Raw genomic sequence first — 17,316 nt, 5'->3', positions numbered from 1 at the left:
GTTTTATTTCTTAATGCCACAAGCAACCCAAAATGGAGCAGTTTCTCGAAAACGAATGTCTGACAAACCGCACGCCTCCATCATCTGCTGGATTTGACATCTCGAAAACCTTTGCTCGAGCCTAGTCCCGAATCGATCAAGTGCATCGGTGCGCATGGTGTAAAAGCTCTGGTCGCGATAAAAGCTCAAAGGCATCGCCTCCACATCAAAATTCATCTTCTGCATTATCATGGCGATACGGGCCAGCGGCCAATAGACAATGCATGCGAGAATATTAGTCATAGACTTTCGCACCATAAACGGCATTCTACTTATAATTTGGCGCGCAAAGTCACTCACCCTCCAAATAGCTCTAAACCAAACCGGACGATCGTCAAACGCATAGTATAGATAGACTAAAAACGGCGCTCCCGTTTTCAGTTTTGCGACGCAAGAGCGCATTGCGGCTTCGGTATCAGGGATGTGATGAAGCACACCAAGAGAATATCCAAAATCTTGGCTCGCGTCAGGTAAAGGGATATTATCTACGCCAGCATTGTGAAATTCGACACCGATGAATGCGCCAAGGGCCTGCTTGGCGATGTGCAACGCCTTTTTGGACGGATCAATGCAATGAAGCGTTCCTACCCGGGTCGCAACGCCCCTCGCCCACCGACCAGACCCACACCCCAAGTCGAAGCCAGAAGCATCAGCGGGAAGCGCCTCCCACGGAAAAATGGCAAAATATCCTTCAAAGAGTTGACGCCATTCTGCCTCGTCTAGCGCCGTCTGATCGAAAGCCGCCCATTCTTCTCCAAACCCTTCAACCGTTTTTTGGTCAATATTCTGCGCAGACAAATGCTTAGGCATCAGCAAGAGAACTCCAGAATCGAGGCGGCGTGCGCAAAGCCTTTTGGGGGCGACGAAAACGCAGCACATCTTGAGCGCCAAGAAAAATTTAAATGCTTCAAAATTTGATGCGTTATCATTTGCGTCGGCCTGTCCTCTAATATGACACTTGATTCTCTTGCCGCTGTCCCATCCCGCCCGGGTTTTGTCCAGCGCGGCGGCTCAGGCGAATAAGCTCTCGCTGAAGTCGAATATATTCATCGCCTGGAGAACCGCAGCGAAAGCCAGGCAGTTGACTCGACGATTTTGCCGATGGAATTATATGTCCACCTAAATGTTGAGGGTAAACAATTCCGATGAAAGTGTTGGTCACCGGCGGGGCGGGTTATATCGGCAGCCACACACTTGTCGCGCTCCTGGCGGCGGGTCATGAAGTCTGCGTCTTCGACAATTTTTCGAACAGTTCGCCCGTCGCGCTCGCCCGCGTACGCCAACTGACGAATCGCGATATCCGCCTGGTAGAAGCAGATATCTGCAACGGGGACGCGTTGATGCAAGCGACTACAGAATTTCGACCAGACGCCGTGATACATTTTGCGGGCCTCAAAGCAGTGGGTGAATCAAGTGAAAACCCGTTGCTATATTACGCTAACAACGTTGCAGGGTCAGTGAACCTTCTCGCGGCCATGGACGCTGCTGAGTGCCACAGGATTATTTTTTCTTCATCCGCAACAGTTTACGGCAGGGCCCAGTATCTCCCCTTCGACGAACAGCATCCTGTGCATCCCACCAATCCATATGGCCGCACGAAAGCGATAGTGGAGGAGTTGATCCGGGACTGGGCAGCAGCGCACCCCACCGCCTCGGCGGTTCTGCTTCGCTATTTCAATCCGGTTGGCGCCCATGATTCTGGCCTAATCGGAGAAGATCCGAGAGACATACCGAACAATCTGATGCCGTTCGTTGCGCAAGTTGCGGTCGGACGCCGGGCCAGCCTGGCAATATTTGGTGACGATTACAATACGCGCGATGGTACCGGCGAGCGCGATTATATTCATGTCGTTGATCTCGCTAACGCCCATTTGGCCGCTCTCGACTACAGCGAGAAGGGACCATGCTGCGAGGTGGTCAATGTTGGAACCGGTCGCGGTATCACGGTAAAGGAGTTGGTCGCTGCATATGAGCGTGCCTGCGGACGAAATATTCCAGCGCAGATCGCTCCCCGCCGCCCAGGCGATGTCGCAAGCAGCTATGCAGCAACGGCCAAGGCCGAACGACTCCTGGGCTGGCGAGCAGCGCTCGATATCGACGCGATGTGCACCAGTAGCTGGCGATGGCAATCTAACAATATTGAAGGCTATGGCGACGCGTCGGCCGGCTAAATGCGATTGGATCAAGCGCTCACCTGATGACATGACGGAGCCGCCGTTGGGCGAGATAGCGCACCCCTCCGCCGCAATATGCCCTTGGTCACGATATTTGCTCGTACCGCCGACCTGCGTCGAGCAGCTAAACCTTTACAAGAAGCTCGTTCGGCGGAATGCGTTTCGCTTCGTTTGGCGAGACTTTGAAGCCTGTCGCCGCTGTCCGCCATCATAATGTTGTGCGATGTCGTCCAGGATCCGTTCGCGAAGGACGATGTGCCCGCCCTTCGCGAGCGATCACGCTGAAAAGAAATGCATGTCAAACCATTTCGCGCGGAGCATACCAGCGTCGGGAGCGGCAATCCTGCGACTCAGGAAGGTCAAACCTGCGGTGTTTCCATACCCCGCAGTCTCGCCAGTTCTATCGTGCTCCGCTATGACGCCACAAAAGGCATACCCGCACAGATGATACGGCCCACGGACTTCCGCCAGCGGGGCGACACTTCGCTCCAGCTTTTGCAGCGCTTTCTCGACGCGCTCGGCAATGGCATCGATGGCGAGCTAGACGGCGACTATGTCGTGCCGTCACAATTGCTGCTTCGTTGGAAATCGAACTTCACGCTGAACGGCAACGGTTACCGGATTACTCTTGCAGACGGCGCGGCAACCGGATGGGGCGGATCAGCACTTTATGTCGTCGGATGCCACGACTTCCTGATTGTGGACATGATCTGCGACGGAAATCGAGATAAGCGGATCCCGGCGGAAGATCCAGCGCATGTGATCGTGGTCGACAAATGCCATCGCTGGACTTTCCGGAATGTCCAGGCAGTCAATGGAACCTGCGACGGCTTCCTGATCTACGCGGGCACCGAGGGGAACGGCACCGGTCCGAACGGCGCGTTCTCCACGGCCGACGTCCCGTCTCGCTGGAGCCTCGAAAACTGTGCGGCGCTGAATAATTTCAGGCAGGGACTTTCAGTTATCGAAAGCGTCGAAGCCTCAATCGAGGGCGGTCGCTTTGGCCTGACCCACGGACTTTGGGACAGCGGCAACGGCCCCTGCGCAGGCATAAACCTTGAACCCGACGACCTGCCGTCGCGTCCCCGCGATCGCATACGCAACATCGCGATACGCAATGTACTCTTTGATGGCAATCAGGGACCGGGACTATTGATCACACGCGTCAACGGGGTGCGAGAGATAGACGTCGTCGATTGCATATTCGATGACAACAAAAGGGCCGCGATCGAATCTTTCGGCGACGATGTGGCAATCATGAGGCCGAAAATCCGTAATTGGTCGGGCCAACCCTACACGAGTCGCGCCGACGCCCCGCCAAAGCGCGGATCGATCGATATCGGCTATGGCGCCGGTCCGACGCGAATCGTCGATCCGGCATTCGAGTGCGTAGACAATGGCGCGTCCGACCGTCACCCGTGCATCTATGTCCACGGCGGTGCCGCCGCGGGCATCGTGATCCGCGGGATCCGATCAGACGGCAGCGCATCCTTCATCTGCGGTGCTCATGCGCCGCAGATTCAAGTCAGCCATAGCGTAATCGACCTGCATGCGGCCAACCGCCCCAACGCTTTTGTCTTCTTGGGCGACTATGCGGTGTTCGAACACATGATGCTACTTGGCGTTTATGAAAGCGCTGCCTACTTTGGCGGCAAGGCGCCGCGTATCCAAAATAACAAGTTTTTTGTGCGCGTAGCGACGCCAACCGTCTATGTCATCTCCGCATGGGATGCCACTGCGCCAGATTTGCGCGAGAATCTGATCGAATTCGACAAGCCTGTTGCGGCGAAGAGCATTTCGGTCGGGCAAAACGCAACGGTGATGGGCACCAAGGTCATCAACAGTATGAGCGACCGCCTATTTGATTCGCGTGGCATACCTCGCCTTGCCTCGGGAAACGCCCATGTCGCGCGCCGATCGCGTACGCCCCCCTGAACAGACGCGATAGTTTCCAAAGAGCTAAGGGTGGATTGAACGCATCACTTGTTGAACGTCTATGGCATTGCTTTTACAGGAACCAAAGTATTTGTCGTGCCGTTCTGCTTGCGGCGCGCAACCTTTGTCGGGGCCTCTCTGGCAGCCCCCCGAGATCGCGCCTGCGAGGATTTGCCCGTACGATGACATTTCGAGACTATGACTATTGGCGCCGCCTGCGGAAGCAGACCCTGAATTTCATCGGTGATCGTCCGCGCGTCCAGCGCCAGGCTGCAGCTGTCATGATCGATGGCGTACTTTGCCTCATGGCCGTGTGGATCGCCTTTTCGCTCCGGCTCGGCGTGTGGGAACTGTTCTCGCGTCCGATTGCGAGCTTCGCCGCCTGCGCGTTGCTTTTTTGGTATCCTATCGCGTGGCGATCGGGCGTGTATCGTTCGCTGATCCGCTATTCGGGCTCGCGTACGGTGGCGGACCTCGCGGTCGCGTGCGGACTCCTGATGATTCCGCTTCTCGTGGTGTGCGTGCTGTTCCGACTCCCCGACGTGCCGCGTACGCTCAGCGTGTTGCATCCGATCATCTTCCTGCTGCTGCTCGCCGCAAGCCGCATCGCCATTCGATTCGCATTGCTTGACTTGTTGAAGGTCGTCGATGTTAATGCGCGACGCATGCTCGTTTACGGCGCGGGGCGCGCCGGCCAGCAGCTGGCGCTGTCGCTGCGCCACGAGCCGAAGGTGGATCTTGTCGGCTTCGTCGATGACGACGCCCGGCTTGACGGCCAGCGGCTCGACGGCGTACGGGTTTTTGGGTCTTTCCGGCTGCGCCAAGTGCTCCAGGATACCGCCGCCGACGAAGTTCTGCTGGCGATTCCCAGCGCGTCGCGCGCGCGACGGCGCGAGATTATCGAAGAGTTGCAGGGTGAGGACGTCTATGTCCGGTCGCTCCCCAGCCTGACCAACGTCATCGATGGCAGCATCACCGTCAGCGATCTGCGCGAGATCCAGATAGAGGAACTGCTGGGCCGCGAAGCGGTGGCGGCAAACGAATTGCTTATGAGTCGGACAATTGTTGGGAAACGCGTTCTCGTCTCGGGTGCCGGTGGCTCGATCGGCAGCGAGCTCTGTCGTCAGATGGTTCGCTGTCGCCCGGCGCGGCTTGTGCTTCTTGAGCAGAGCGAGTTCGCACTCTATTCAATAGAACGCGAGCTCGATGCGATGATGCGCGCACTGGGCGAAACTGTTCCGCTCGAGCTTGAACTGGCGAACGTCTCCGAACGCTCGGCGATGCGTCGCGTATACAATCGGCATCGCCCCGAAACAGTGTTCCATGCTGCCGCCTACAAGCATGTTCCCCTCGTCGAGGCGAATCCGATTTCGGGCTTGCGTAACAATATTATGGGAACGCTGTACAGCGTCGAGGCGGCCGAAGAATTTGGGGCGACCAATTTCACATTGATAAGCACGGACAAGGCGGTGCGGCCGACGAATATCATGGGTGCGTCGAAGCGCGTTTGCGAGTTGATCCTGCAGGCGCGCGCCGCCAACCCGGACGTGGGGACGATCTTCAGCATGGTGCGATTCGGCAATGTTCTGGGTTCCAGCGGGTCAGTCGTACCGTTATTCAAAGCGCAGATTGCAGCTGGCGGACCGCTGACGCTGACGCACCGCGAAATCACGCGTTATTTCATGACTATTCCTGAGGCCGCGCAACTCGTCATTCAGGCGAGCGCAATGGCAAAGGGGGGCGAGGTGTTTGTACTCGACATGGGGGAACCGGTTCGGATCGCAGACTTGGCGCGCGCGATGGTCCGGCTTTCGGGGCTCAACATACGCGACGCCGATCACCCCGATGGCGACATCGAGATCGTCGAGACAGGGCTGCGGCCGGGTGAGAAGCTTTATGAAGAGCTACTGATCGGCAATAATCCCGAACCTACGAACCACCCCCGGATCATGCGGGCGCGCGAGCGATTGCTGCAATGGCCCGAACTCGACGCGATGCTGAAGGAACTCGACACCACCATTCGCGGGACCGGCGACGCCGTTGCGGCGATGCAGATTATCGGTCGTCTTGTTCCAGAATACGCCGCAGGCGGCCAGTGGGCTACTCTCCTTGGCGATCATCATGTCAAAAGCGTCGAATAGTCGGGCCAGGCGATAGCGGTTGACACGCCGCGGCACGGCTGGTTGGACGCCCATTGCCCGTCACCTCGGCTGCCGTTCCGATCGTCCAGCCTTCGAAGAAGCATAATGACAATCGCCTCTTTGCGTCCCTATGATTTCATTGTCACCGGAGCCTCTGGGAATGTGGGTCGGCATCTTGTGCCGTTACTCGCACGCGGGGGCCGTACTGTGCTCGCTGTCGGTCGCGACCTCGATACGCTGCGTAAGTTGTTTACCGATCAGCCTCACGTGGAAGTCGCTAGCTATGACGCGCTCGCGGGACTGACTGCGTGCGACACCCTTGTCCATCTCGCCGTCCGCAACAACGACACGCGTGGATCGCTCGCCGATTTCATCGAGGTAAACGTCGATTTCGCGATGCGGATCGCAAATGAATTTAAACGCATGAACGGCCGTCGCTTTCTCAATATTGCATCAATCCTCTCGCTCGACGAAGACGACCAGTCGCCCTATGCGGTGAGTAAAGCGATGGGAGTACAGGCGATCCGTGAGTTGGTCGGGAAGCGGCTCGACAACGTCCACATCGGATATTTCCACGATGGCGGCTATTTTGGCGAAAAGCTGCGCATGCTCGCAGCGTTCGGTCCCGCGGTGGGCAGCGCCTTTTTCGCAATGTTCAAGATGCTCAAGCCCACCACCTCGGCACAAAGCCTCGCGGATTATGCACTCGGGCCGGCGCATGCTCTGCCTCATCCCGAAATCCTGACCGACGATCTTTCGGATGCTTTGCTCTATCGCGCATTGACCCGCATGCTGGACATTGGCGTAGCGCTGGCAATCATGCTGCTCTTGGCTCCGGTTTTTGCTGCGATCTGGGTCGCCATCCGACTCGATAGCCCGGGTCCCGCAATTTTCGCGCAGGAGCGCGTTGGCGCCGCGCAAGCACCTTTCACCCTGTATAAGTTCCGGACGATGAAACACGGTACCGCCTCGGCCGGAACGCACGAGGTCAGCGCGAGCGCGGTTACCCGGCTTGGCGCTTTCCTCCGCAGGACGAAGCTCGACGAGCTGCCGCAGGCCATCAACTTGCTGCGCGGAACGATGACGCTCGTGGGGCCCCGCCCTTGCCTTTACTCACAGACCGAGCTCGTGGAAGCGCGCGAAGCGCTCGGTGTTTACACATTAAAGCCCGGTATCACCGGCTATGCCCAGATACGTGCAATCGATATGAGTCAGCCGCTTGTGCTGGCGCGGGCCGACTATCGATACAAGATGCTGCGATCTTTGCTGCTCGATCTTCGCATCATCCTTGCGACTGCGCGCGGACGCGGCGGCGGCGACCGTGTCGCGGCGCCTGATCGGCCCTGACCCGATGACACCCCTCCGCAATACGATCCTCTTCTTCGTCGGCGACGCCCCCTTCTTCGTGTCGCACCGGTTGAATCTGGTCGAAGGCGCGATCGCGGCCGGCTATGAGGCGGTCGTTGCCTGTCCCGCCTCACCGGCGGTGGCGACGATCGAGGCGTGCGGGGCCCGCTGGGTCGAGTGGAAGATCGATCGCAGCGGTATGGCGATAATGGCCGAAATTCGAACCTTCACCAGCGCATTTCATATCGCTCGGAGCACAGCCCCTGCGGTTATCCACGCGATCGCGCTCAAATGTATCCTCCATGCGGGAATCGCCTCGCGGATTCTTGGTATTCCGATCGTCGGTGCCGTGTCGGGGCTCGGCTATGTCTATACGGGTGCGACAACGCGGTCGAAGGCGATGCTGCGCCGCCTTATCAACCGGTTCATGAACCTCGGACTCAACCGCCGCGACGCCAGCTTCATCTTTCAGAACCGCGACGACGCCCGGATGGTCCAATTTGCACGACTCGACAAGGCGACCATTTACATGATTGGCGGCTCCGGCGTTGATCTTGGCGCGATCCCAATGCACCCTCATCCTGCTGACTCAACCACCATCGTGGGCCTCCCGGCCCGCCTGCTCCGCGACAAAGGTGTATATGAATTTGTCGAAGCCGCCACGCAAATTCGCGACCGCGGCCACAATGCCCGTTTCATTTTGATCGGCGATCCCGACCCGATCAATCCGACCTCGGTGACGCCGGCTGAACTCGATGCCTGGGTTGCCGACGGCGCGATTGAATGGCGGCCCTATACGCGAGACATTGCGTCGATGCTGGCGGCGCTCCACATCGTCGCCCTCCCCTCTTATCGCGAGGGATTTCCCAAGACGATCATAGATGCATCGGCTGCGGGGCGCGCGTCGGTAACGAGCGATGTTCCGGGATGCCGCGATGCGATCATCGACGGGGTTACCGGACTTCTTAGTCCGGCCAAGGATGCCGCGGCGCTTGCAAACACGCTCGAACGGCTGATTCTCGACCGCGATCGCTGTGTTGCTATGGGAAAAGCCGCTCGACAACACGCTGAGGCCTTCTTCGACATCCGCGATGTGACCATGCGGCATCTTGAAATCTACCGCGAAACCGAAAATCGCCGCCGCTGAACGTTTGGATATGCAGCCGGACGATGCCACACCGAATTTCAAGCGGTCGATTGAGCGTCCAGCCACGCCTGGAACATCAATATGTCCCACACATAATAGTGCATTCGGCGTCGGCCGCTACGCGTATCGGACCATAGGCGGCCGATCGCATCGGCGTTGAAATAACCTTCGCGCTTCAGGCGGTCGGGCGCCAACATGTCGTCGGCCCACGATCGAAGCGGGCCTCGCAGCCAGTGTTCGATCGGAACACCGAATCCCATCTTGGGCCGCTCCATCATTTCGCGCGGGACATAACGATAAAGCAACTGGCGAAGTGGCCACTTCGCTTCACCGCCGCGCAGCTTGTATTTCAGCGGGAGGGAAAGCGCGAATTCGACGACGCGATGATCGAGCAGCGGCACGCGCGATTCCAGACTGACCGCCATGCTAGCTCGATCCAACTTCACCAAAATGTCGTCGGGAAGATAGGAGCGCATATCGAGATACATCATCCGGTCGCGAAAATCGCCCTGGGCGGGCCAATCGTGGTCGGGCGTCGTGAGAATTGTAGGTGGTTCATGCGCGCCCGGCACCAGCGCGGCCGGGTCCTTTGAATGCGAAACGAGCGAGCGATAGAAATCCTCAGCCTGTTCGACATCCAGAATGTCGGCCACCTTCAGCAACCGGTCGCCGACCGCCATCTTGCGCAGCCGCGCGGGGGCCATCTTCATGGTGCCGTCGATGAGATCCGCCGGGGTCAGGCGCAGCGCGCCCGCGGCCAGCTTGCGAACCGCGCGTGGCATTCGGCCGAGGCGCCGCCATATGTCGTAGCCCTGCGTATAGCGCGTATAACCGCAGAAAAGTTCGTCGCCGCCATCGCCCGATAAACTGACCGTGACCTCAGACCGGGCGAGTCGACTGACCAGCAGCGTTGGCATCTGCGAGGAATCGGCGAAGGGCTCGTCCCAATGGTGAGGCAGTATCGGGATCTGGTCGAGCGCGTCCTGCGGCGTTACATAAAGTTCGGTATGATCGGTGCCGAGGTGCGCCGCGACCCGCTTCGCATGATGGGCTTCGTCATACTCCTCTTCGGAAAAGCCGATCGAGAACGTCTTTACCGGGCGCGCCGATTGGCGCTGCATCAACGCGACAACCGTGCTCGAATCATAGCCGCCCGATAGAAAGGCGCCGAGCGGAACGTCGGCCGCCATCCGCATGCCGACCGCGTCGAGCAGCAAATCTTCGAGCGCGTCGACGGCGGCGTCGGGCGCCCCCGCAAATGGCTGCGCGCGCCCGTTCTGCGCCTTTTCGGCAATGTCCCAAAAGGCGACCGGGTCGGGCAGCTGGTCGTCGTCGAGGCCGATTTCCAGATAGTGCGCAGGCGGCAGTTTGGCGATCCCGCGATAGATCGAATAGGGGCCGGGCACATAATTGTGGCGCAGGAAAAGCGTCAACACGTCGCGATCAACCTCGCCCTGCCACGCGGGATGCTGGCGCAGCGCCTTAAGCTCCGAACCGAACAGCAGCGTCCCACCCTGCAGGCCGTAATAAAGCGGCTTTTCGCCCATGCGGTCGCGCGCGAGGAACAGCTTGCGTTCGCCCCGATCCCACAGCGCGAGCGCGAACATTCCGTTCGCGCGCTCGAGGGTGCCGACAACGCCCCACTTGGAAAAACCCTGGAGCAGCGTCTCAGTATCCGAATGGCCGCGCCATGCGATCGGGCCTGCCGCCTCCAACTCGCGACGGAGGTCGAGGTGGTTATAAATCTCGCCATTATAGCTTAGGACATAGCGACCGTCGTGGCTCGCCATCGGCTGATGTCCCGCGGGCGACAGGTCGATGATGGCGAGCCGGCGGTGCGCCAGCGCGATCCCCGCCTCGCCATCGACCCAATAGCCATCGCTGTCGGGGCCCCGATGCGCGATCGTATCGGCCATCCGCCGCAGCACCGCCTCGCCGTCGGCAAATCCGCCCCGGTCGAGGAACCCCGCAAAACCACACATCAAACGTCTCTTTTCATCATCGAATCATAGAGTTGGGTATAGGCATCGACAGTAGCCCGCAGGCTGTAGCCGGCCTCGATCCGCGCCCGAGCCGCTTTGCCGATTTCAGCGCGGCGCGCAACATCCATCCGCGCCAGGTCGCTTATCGCCGCGGCCATCGCCGCAGGGTCGCCGCGCGGGACGATCCGCCCATGTCCATCGATCAGCCGCGCACAATCACCAACGTCGGTGGCGATGCACGGCAGGCCGCTCGCCATCGCCTCCCCCACCACGTTCGGAAACGCCTCGCTTATCGACGACAGGCAGAAAAAGTCCATCGCGGGCAAGATCGCCTCTATATCGTCGCGCGGCCCCAGCGCATGAAACCGCTGCGGCGGCAGCGCGGCGAACAGCGGTGTCAGCGCTGCATTGTCGCGTGCCAGTCCGTCGCCGACCATGACGAAATGCAACTGCGGATTCTCTGCCATCGCGATCGCGGCCGCTTCCATGAAGGCGGGCACATCCTTGAGCGCGTGAAACCGCCCAACGAATCCCGCCAGCGGCGCGGCATCGCCAATGCCGAGCGCGGAGCGCAGCGCCGCGCGGCGATGCACGTCGGGTTTCCATCGCCCGGTATTAAAGCCGTTAGGAATTACGCGGCCGTGCGCTGGGGCGAACCCGAGTGCCTCGTGGTGCGCACGCGCCTGATGGCTGTTATAGAGGATCGCATCGGGTCGGCCGGACAGCCCTTTCAGGGCCCGAATGATCCATTGCGTTGCCAGCTTTTCGTCCCGCAAATCATAAAGCGACTGGCGGATATTCCACGCCAGGCCGACCGGCCGGCCCGCCATCGCGGCGGCGGCCGTTGCAATCAGGTTGCCGTGCGGCATCCATCCTTGGACGATGTCGGGACGCTTGCGCCGTGTCAGGGTCCGAATGCGGACGAGTGCGCCGGGAAGTCCGGCGACGCCCGGCATGTCGAACGCCGCGACGGCGACGCCCCGCTGCCTCAGCAGCGGCCCGTAGTGACCGTGGTCCGCGAGCGAGACGACGCTATGGACAAATCCGGCATCCGGACCCGCCGCGGCCAGGTTGAACAGCGACCGCTCGGCCCCCCCGGATCCGAGGCCGGTGATGATGTGAAGCACATGTCGCACCGGGCAGGATTACCCCGCAAAGCCGTTGAAATAATAGATCCATTGCGCGACCATGTAGATGGAAAGCGCCGGAATCGCGAATGACTTCAACGACGGTCGAGCAAGGAAAATCGTGGCGATGACAAAGGGGTATCCGAGGGCCAGAAAGCGTTGGGAATAGCCGCCGGTAAACACATTCACCGTCACCAACGACAGAATGAATAGCGAAAACCGGCCTTCGACCGAACGGAAGGTGTGCCGAAAATCGAGAAGAAACAGGCCGAGGAGCCCGACCCAGAAGCTGAGATAGAGGGGGCTGGCCGCAAGGTCGAGATACTCGGCGCGGCGGTCGCCGATCAGGTTGAGGAGAGTTTCCCGCAACGGCCCGATCGCCAGCCCCATGACGACGCCGGCGCCCAAGACGAGGGCAAGGCGAACTTCCAGCGGCCAGCGCGACAAACGCCCGCCTTCGTCAGCGGTCATGATACATAGAATGTAGATTGCCAGAAAAATGACCATTGTCGTGTGGATCGTCGCGGCAAAAAGGCATAGCGCGATCGCGATATAGGTCGACCGCCGGAAAAACAGGTAGACGAGATAAAGGATGCTGATCGCCAACGCGGAACGAAGCTGCGAATAGGCCAGTTCGAAAACGAGAGGATTGGCCAAGAAGACCAACGGAAGCAGCCCGCCGCGGCGGTAGACAATTAATGCCGCTGTGACGAGAAAAAGCGTCGATATGATCTGAAAAATAATTTCATAGTCAACAGGGAGTCGGCCGTCTTCCAGAAGCTTCATCAGAAACCACCAAGAATATTCGGACGTGAAATAGTCGACGTAACTATTGAAATGAAAATAGTTCAAAAGATTATCTCTATAAATAATCTTTTGAATATAGACCTCCCTATCAATAAGAACGCCGCGCGTTCCAGACAGAATAATGTCCGGCCATGGTAGCAAGGAAATTATAACTGCCAATATGAGGGGTAGAATATAGTATCGGTAATCAGTCGGAAGAGTCCCTTGATAATGTGATCGATTGTTCATATGAGGACTACCAATTAATTATTTATAACCCAAGGCACTGAAATGAAAATATTATTTCTGGTATCTTCAATGCAGGGAGGCGGTGCAGAACGGGTGGCGGCGCTGCTCGCTAATGCGTGGACGGCGCGCGGACACGGCGTTACCTTGATGCCGACTTTTTCGGCGCGCGGGGAGTGCGTCTATCCATTGTCAGCGGCAGTTCAACTCGATTTTCTCTCCGATCATTGCGAGCCGGCCGCCGGACGGCTAAGCCGGCTCATGATGTTGCGCCGGTTTATAAGGAGCCTCGGCCCCGATGTCATTGTTTCATTTCTACCTCATGTGAACGTCGCGGCGATTCTGGCCGCGATGGGAACCCGGGTGCCCGTCATCGCTTGCGAACGGACCTACCCCCCCCTTCTCGCGCCGCCTCTACCCCGCTCCTATCGCCTTTTGCGTCGCCTGACCTACCCGTTCGCTGCGGCGCTGGTCGCGCAAACGCAGGGTACGGCGGACTGGCTGCGACGACACGTACCGCGGAGTCAGATAGCGATTATCGCAAACCCAGTGCTGCTGCCGATGACGGACGCGGAGCCTGCTGTTCCGCCGTCATTGCTGGCCGACACATCCACGCGCATACTTCTCTGGGTTGGTCGAATGGACGCCGGGAAACGGCCCGAGCTCGCAATTGACGCCTTTGCTTCGCTGGCGGATCAATATCCCGATTGGACACTTGTCATGTTAGGCAACGGCCAATTGAAGTCAGCGTTGCAGGCCTCGGTTTCGGCGAGGGGATTGGAGGAAAGGATATATCTGCCTGGGTTCGCCGGCAATCTCGGCGTTTGGTACGAGCGCGCCGACATCTATATCATGTCGTCGAGCTTCGAAGGGTTTCCCAACAGCCTTCTCGAAGCCATGGCGCACGGCTTGGCTTCGGTGGCGTTCGATGTTCCGACCGGCCCCGCGGAGCTCAGCCATAATGGCCAACGTCTTCTGCTGCTTCCCGACAACGATCAGACCGCGCGGCTTTCGAGCGCGCTGCGATCACTCATGGCCGACGCGGGCCAACGCAAAAACCTGTCTGACCGCGCCCGCGAGGTCACAACTACCTACTCGCTCGACCGAATTCTGGCCCAGTGGGCGGAGTTGCTCGCGGGCGTCACGGGCGATCAAGTCCGCGGCGACCAGCACTCGTCATAAAGGAAGCTGAGAAATCCGGCAGGCCATGCGAGCAGTTTCAACAGCCATCCCCCGACGCTCTTCGGCGGAAAGCCATCTTTTCGTCCGCCCCGCCGTATGTGCCAAGCATAGCGCGTATGGTTCGCCGCGATCTTGAGAACCTCGATCGGCGCCCGAAAGAACCAGCGCCAGTCGTGCGTCAGAAACTCCGCAGTGTAATAGCCGCGCCCGACCGCCATGCTGCGCATCTTCGTCACCGTATTGCGGCTGTTGATGATCGAATCCTGTTCGACATGATAGGTCAGAACGGCCTTGTTGATATAGCGCGTCTTGTAATGGCGCGCGATCGCGTTCCAGACGACGCCTTCGGGAACGAGGCCCTCGATAAATTCGGGAAAAGGAAATTGACGAAGGACATCGACGCGCTGGAAGCCCGACTTGTCGCCCCGGATACCGTCGCATAGTGTCGATTCCACGGGATTGCTGTCATAGGGGCTGCGGGGGTAAATGTCGCCAAAGACCGTTCCGTTCTCATAGGCACATAGCCCCGTTATGCCGACGTAGGCGGTCCGTTCTGCATCGGGGATTGCAAGCCATTCCTCATGAAGAATCCGCAATGCTTGCGGCAACGCGGCATCATCGCTATCCCAGCAAGCCAACAACTCTCCGCGCGCTTCGCGAATGCCATAGTTATAGGCGGTCTTTTTGTGGCCGTGCGACTGATAAAAATAGCGAATCGGGAAATCGGCCTCGCACGCCCACCCTTCCACCAATTCGCGCGTATAGTCGATCGATCCGTCGTCGACGATCACCCATTCGAAATCCCGAAACTCCTGCGCGACGATACTGGCATATAGCCGCGGCAGCGTATGCGCGCGATTGTAGGTGGGAGTGAAGATGGTGAAACGCGGGTTCGGCACGGCGTGGCTCAGGCCACTTTCACATCGCGATGCACCGCGACGATCATCTGATAAAAGCCAGGGTTGAACCGCGCGACCGGTCGCACTTCGAGTCGTTCGCCGAAAAGTGTCCGCAACAGAAATCCTGAATAACGGCCAAGCCGCGATTCGCCGAATTCGAAATTTCTTTCGACCGAAACGAAATCATAGCCCATACCGGCCAAGAGATTGGCGACCTCGGATCCCTTGGGTCCGAAATCGCTCGGCGACAGTTCGAACATTATGACGGGATGGTTCGCCGCGATGACCGCCGTCGCGCCCCGAAGAATCCGTGCCTCGAACCCTTCGGTGTCGATCTTGATGAAACCGATACGGCCGAGCGTCCGGTTGAGCACGAAGCTGTCGAGCGTTGCCAGCGGCACGCCTGTGCCCGGCACGGTATCCGGCCCACAGACCTCTATGAAAGTGCCGCCCATATTGGTCGGATTTTCGTGAAGCGTTCCGACGACGTCGGCGTCCGACAGGCCTTGCCGGTGCGGAATAACATTTGCCGCCTGCGCCGCGTTGAATTTCAGAAGTTCGAACGTCCGCGGATTGGGTTCGAATGAATGAACCTCGCGGAAATATCTTGCGAAGAAGATCGAGTGGTTGCCGATGTTCGCACCGACGTCAAGCGCCACCGATTCGCCCATATCCTCCACGAAACCGCCAAGCCACCCGAAAGCTGCGCACAGATAGTCATCCTCGTAACGACCATCAATGTTGATGACGTGCCCGATATGGTCGTGCGAAAAGATCGCCATCTGCGGATAGCCCGCAGTATGATGTTCGCGCGCCAGTTTGTGCAGCTTCCGATTGGTCACGAAACGCGATACTTTCGCCAATCCTTGGCTCGACGATCGGAAACTGTGGAGCGACTTGGTCACATTTAATCCTCTAATGAAACGGTACATTGAACGGGACTGCTGCCGCGATTCTATTCAGGCTGTGGGCAGCCGCCTCATGCCCGGCCGCCACAGGCCTTACCAAAGCTCACCATGCCGCCAAACACCGCACAATTCACGCCCAGCCACCGATAGACGGCACGGCAGGCGAGGTAACGATAGCAGATTAACGCCACCGATGCCGCGATTGCTGCCCCGGTGCCACCTAGCGACGGAATCAGGACCAGGCACAGCACCAACGAAACAACCAAGCTGATCGCGACGAGCAGAGTCACTCTGTCGTGATGGCCGGTCATGTTCAATATATAGATCGGGTCGCCGAACAGGAACGAAACCAGATATCCTGCCGCGATGATCGACAGTGCGAAACTTGCCGGGGTGTAGGATTCGCCGAACACCAGTCCGATGACTAGGTGCGATCCGAAGATCAAGGGAAGCGCAATCAAGCCCCCAATAAGGAGGATCAACCATGTTGCGTGGCGCACAGTCTTCTGAAGCTGCTCGCGATCGCCCGCCTTGTGCATCCGCGCATATTCAGGGGTTAGGACCGTGGTCACGGCCGTATAGCCAAACGCCACCAACAACCCGCCTTCGGCAGCAACGCGATAGAGACCAACGGCTTTCTCGGTTGCGAGAATGCCAAGGACCAGCAGGTCGACCCGCATCAGCGCCATATTGATAACCGAATTGAACATGAAGCGCGATCCGGTGGACAAGATTTCTCCCGTCCCGAGGATGCGGCCGCCATCGGCAGATGATAGCCGCCGCAGGATCAGAATGAGATGGACACAGCATGTCATCAACAACAAAGTAAAGGCTGCAAAGCGTGTTTCGATCGCGATTCTTGCGGTATATTGGTCGAGCAGTATCATCGCCGAGGCGCCAATGCCTAGGGTCGCCCCCGACAGTAAGACCGACCCATAGAGCTGAAACGCTATAGTCCGGCCAAACCCGCGAATTATGCCCGCCGCAACCTCAAAAAAGGCGGAAGGGATGACCATCCACAGGCCTATCCTCATGAGGCGGCTAATCGGCGTATCGGCCGTGAACTGCAAGACTAGTTGCCCGACCGCCACGATCGCGATCGCCGCGATGCCGACGATGGCAAACCCTTTGACGATCGAGCCGGCCAGCGCCAGCGGCTCGGCGCCACCGCGCGCTGCGGCAATATCGCGCGTCAATAGCTCAGGGATACCGAGCTTCGCCGGAATGCACAGCAGGGCGATTGCGGTGACGACAAAGGCATAAGTCCCAAACTCGTCGGGGCCTAGCCAGCGCGCAAAGATGATGCCGAGACCGACTGCTACAACGCGGTCGAGCAGGCCTATGGCGCCGACGCTCGCGGTTAGCTGGATGAGACTGCGGAGCTGCATCGCTTCCCCTGACCC

13 protein-coding genes are annotated in these 17,316 nt (G+C 58.9%); 6 read left to right on the top strand and 7 right to left on the bottom strand.

From position 1 onward, the window contains the following. Positions 1 to 3: 3 nt before the first annotated feature. Positions 4 to 930, bottom strand: a complete 927-nt coding sequence (locus MU856_RS03985; RefSeq protein WP_202988268.1) for a class I SAM-dependent methyltransferase — start codon at positions 928 to 930, stop codon at positions 4 to 6. A 254-nt stretch (positions 931 to 1,184) separates the two neighbouring features. Here MU856_RS03985 and galE point away from each other — a divergent pair, with 254 nt between their 5' ends. The 5 genes from galE to MU856_RS03960 all read left to right on the top strand — a co-directional run bounded on the left by galE (position 1,185) and on the right by MU856_RS03960 (position 8,783). Next, positions 1,185 to 2,210: a UDP-glucose 4-epimerase GalE gene (gene galE / locus MU856_RS03980; RefSeq protein WP_263588407.1), complete on the top strand. Its 1,026-nt coding sequence runs from the start codon at positions 1,185 to 1,187 to the stop codon at positions 2,208 to 2,210. Positions 2,211 to 2,618: 408 nt separating this feature from the next. Beyond that, the gene (locus MU856_RS03975; RefSeq protein WP_202988267.1) at positions 2,619 to 4,148 is read left to right on the top strand and encodes a hypothetical protein; all 1,530 of its coding nucleotides are present in this window, start codon (positions 2,619 to 2,621) and stop codon (positions 4,146 to 4,148) included. A 35-nt stretch (positions 4,149 to 4,183) separates the two neighbouring features. Continuing rightward, complete coding sequence (locus MU856_RS03970) at positions 4,184 to 6,289, top strand: polysaccharide biosynthesis protein (protein ID WP_263588406.1); 2,106 nt, start codon at positions 4,184 to 4,186, stop codon at positions 6,287 to 6,289. A 105-nt stretch (positions 6,290 to 6,394) separates the two neighbouring features. After that, positions 6,395 to 7,636 (top strand): sugar transferase, encoded by a 1,242-nt coding sequence (locus MU856_RS03965; protein ID WP_082819934.1) that lies wholly within the window; start codon positions 6,395 to 6,397, stop codon positions 7,634 to 7,636. 4 nt (positions 7,637 to 7,640) lie between these two features. Continuing rightward, complete coding sequence (locus tag MU856_RS03960) at positions 7,641 to 8,783, top strand: glycosyltransferase family 4 protein (RefSeq protein WP_202988265.1); 1,143 nt, start codon at positions 7,641 to 7,643, stop codon at positions 8,781 to 8,783. A gap of 38 nt (positions 8,784 to 8,821) precedes the next feature. Here MU856_RS03960 and asnB read toward each other — a convergent pair whose 3' ends face one another. The 3 genes from asnB to MU856_RS03945 are packed head-to-tail and all read right to left on the bottom strand — an operon-like array spanning position 8,822 to position 12,744. After that, entirely contained in the window at positions 8,822 to 10,765 is a 1,944-nt protein-coding gene (gene asnB, locus MU856_RS03955; protein ID WP_263588405.1) for an asparagine synthase (glutamine-hydrolyzing), read from the bottom strand. Further along, the gene (locus MU856_RS03950) at positions 10,765 to 11,901 is read right to left on the bottom strand and encodes a glycosyltransferase (protein ID WP_082819933.1); all 1,137 of its coding nucleotides are present in this window, start codon (positions 11,899 to 11,901) and stop codon (positions 10,765 to 10,767) included. The genes asnB and MU856_RS03950 overlap by 1 nt, the downstream gene beginning before the upstream one ends. A 9-nt stretch (positions 11,902 to 11,910) precedes the next feature. Next, positions 11,911 to 12,744: a hypothetical protein gene (locus tag MU856_RS03945; protein ID WP_263588404.1), complete on the bottom strand. Its 834-nt coding sequence runs from the start codon at positions 12,742 to 12,744 to the stop codon at positions 11,911 to 11,913. A 225-nt stretch (positions 12,745 to 12,969) separates the two neighbouring features. Here MU856_RS03945 and MU856_RS03940 point away from each other — a divergent pair, with 225 nt between their 5' ends. After that, entirely contained in the window at positions 12,970 to 14,106 is a 1,137-nt protein-coding gene (locus MU856_RS03940) for a glycosyltransferase family 4 protein (RefSeq protein WP_082819932.1), read from the top strand. On the opposite strand, the gene MU856_RS03935 is transcribed toward MU856_RS03940, so the two are convergent. The 3 genes from MU856_RS03935 to MU856_RS03925 form a co-directional block, all read right to left on the bottom strand. Further along, the gene (locus MU856_RS03935; protein ID WP_062902172.1) at positions 14,076 to 15,005 is read right to left on the bottom strand and encodes a glycosyltransferase family 2 protein; all 930 of its coding nucleotides are present in this window, start codon (positions 15,003 to 15,005) and stop codon (positions 14,076 to 14,078) included. The genes MU856_RS03940 and MU856_RS03935 overlap by 31 nt on opposite strands. An 8-nt stretch (positions 15,006 to 15,013) precedes the next feature. Beyond that, positions 15,014 to 15,910: an FkbM family methyltransferase gene (locus MU856_RS03930; RefSeq protein ID WP_202988264.1), complete on the bottom strand. Its 897-nt coding sequence runs from the start codon at positions 15,908 to 15,910 to the stop codon at positions 15,014 to 15,016. A 74-nt stretch (positions 15,911 to 15,984) separates the two neighbouring features. After that, positions 15,985 to 17,301, bottom strand: a complete 1,317-nt coding sequence (locus MU856_RS03925) for an oligosaccharide flippase family protein (RefSeq protein ID WP_263588403.1) — start codon at positions 17,299 to 17,301, stop codon at positions 15,985 to 15,987. Between the last annotated feature and the right edge of the window lie 15 nt (positions 17,302 to 17,316).

The sequence above is a fragment of the Sphingopyxis sp. GC21 genome (genome assembly GCF_025727575.1).
In the GTDB taxonomy this organism is placed as follows: domain Bacteria; phylum Pseudomonadota; class Alphaproteobacteria; order Sphingomonadales; family Sphingomonadaceae; genus Sphingopyxis; species Sphingopyxis terrae_A.
This window is presented reverse-complemented; position numbering and strand designations above follow the sequence as displayed.

What these genes read in the sequence shown, in the direction of transcription:
- galE (WP_263588407.1), top strand. Translation starts at nt 1,185, where the DNA reads ATGAAAGTGTTGGTCACCGGCGGGGCGGGTTATATCGGCAGCCACACA.
- MU856_RS03965 (WP_082819934.1), top strand. Translation starts at nt 6,395, where the DNA reads ATGACAATCGCCTCTTTGCGTCCCTATGATTTCATTGTCACCGGAGCC.
- MU856_RS03960 (WP_202988265.1), top strand. Translation starts at nt 7,641, where the DNA reads ATGACACCCCTCCGCAATACGATCCTCTTCTTCGTCGGCGACGCCCCC.
- MU856_RS03940 (WP_082819932.1), top strand. Translation starts at nt 12,970, where the DNA reads ATGAAAATATTATTTCTGGTATCTTCAATGCAGGGAGGCGGTGCAGAA.
- MU856_RS03925 (WP_263588403.1), bottom strand. Translation starts at nt 17,301, where the DNA reads ATGCAGCTCCGCAGTCTCATCCAGCTAACCGCGAGCGTCGGCGCCATA.
- asnB (WP_263588405.1), bottom strand. Translation starts at nt 10,765, where the DNA reads ATGTGTGGTTTTGCGGGGTTCCTCGACCGGGGCGGATTTGCCGACGGC.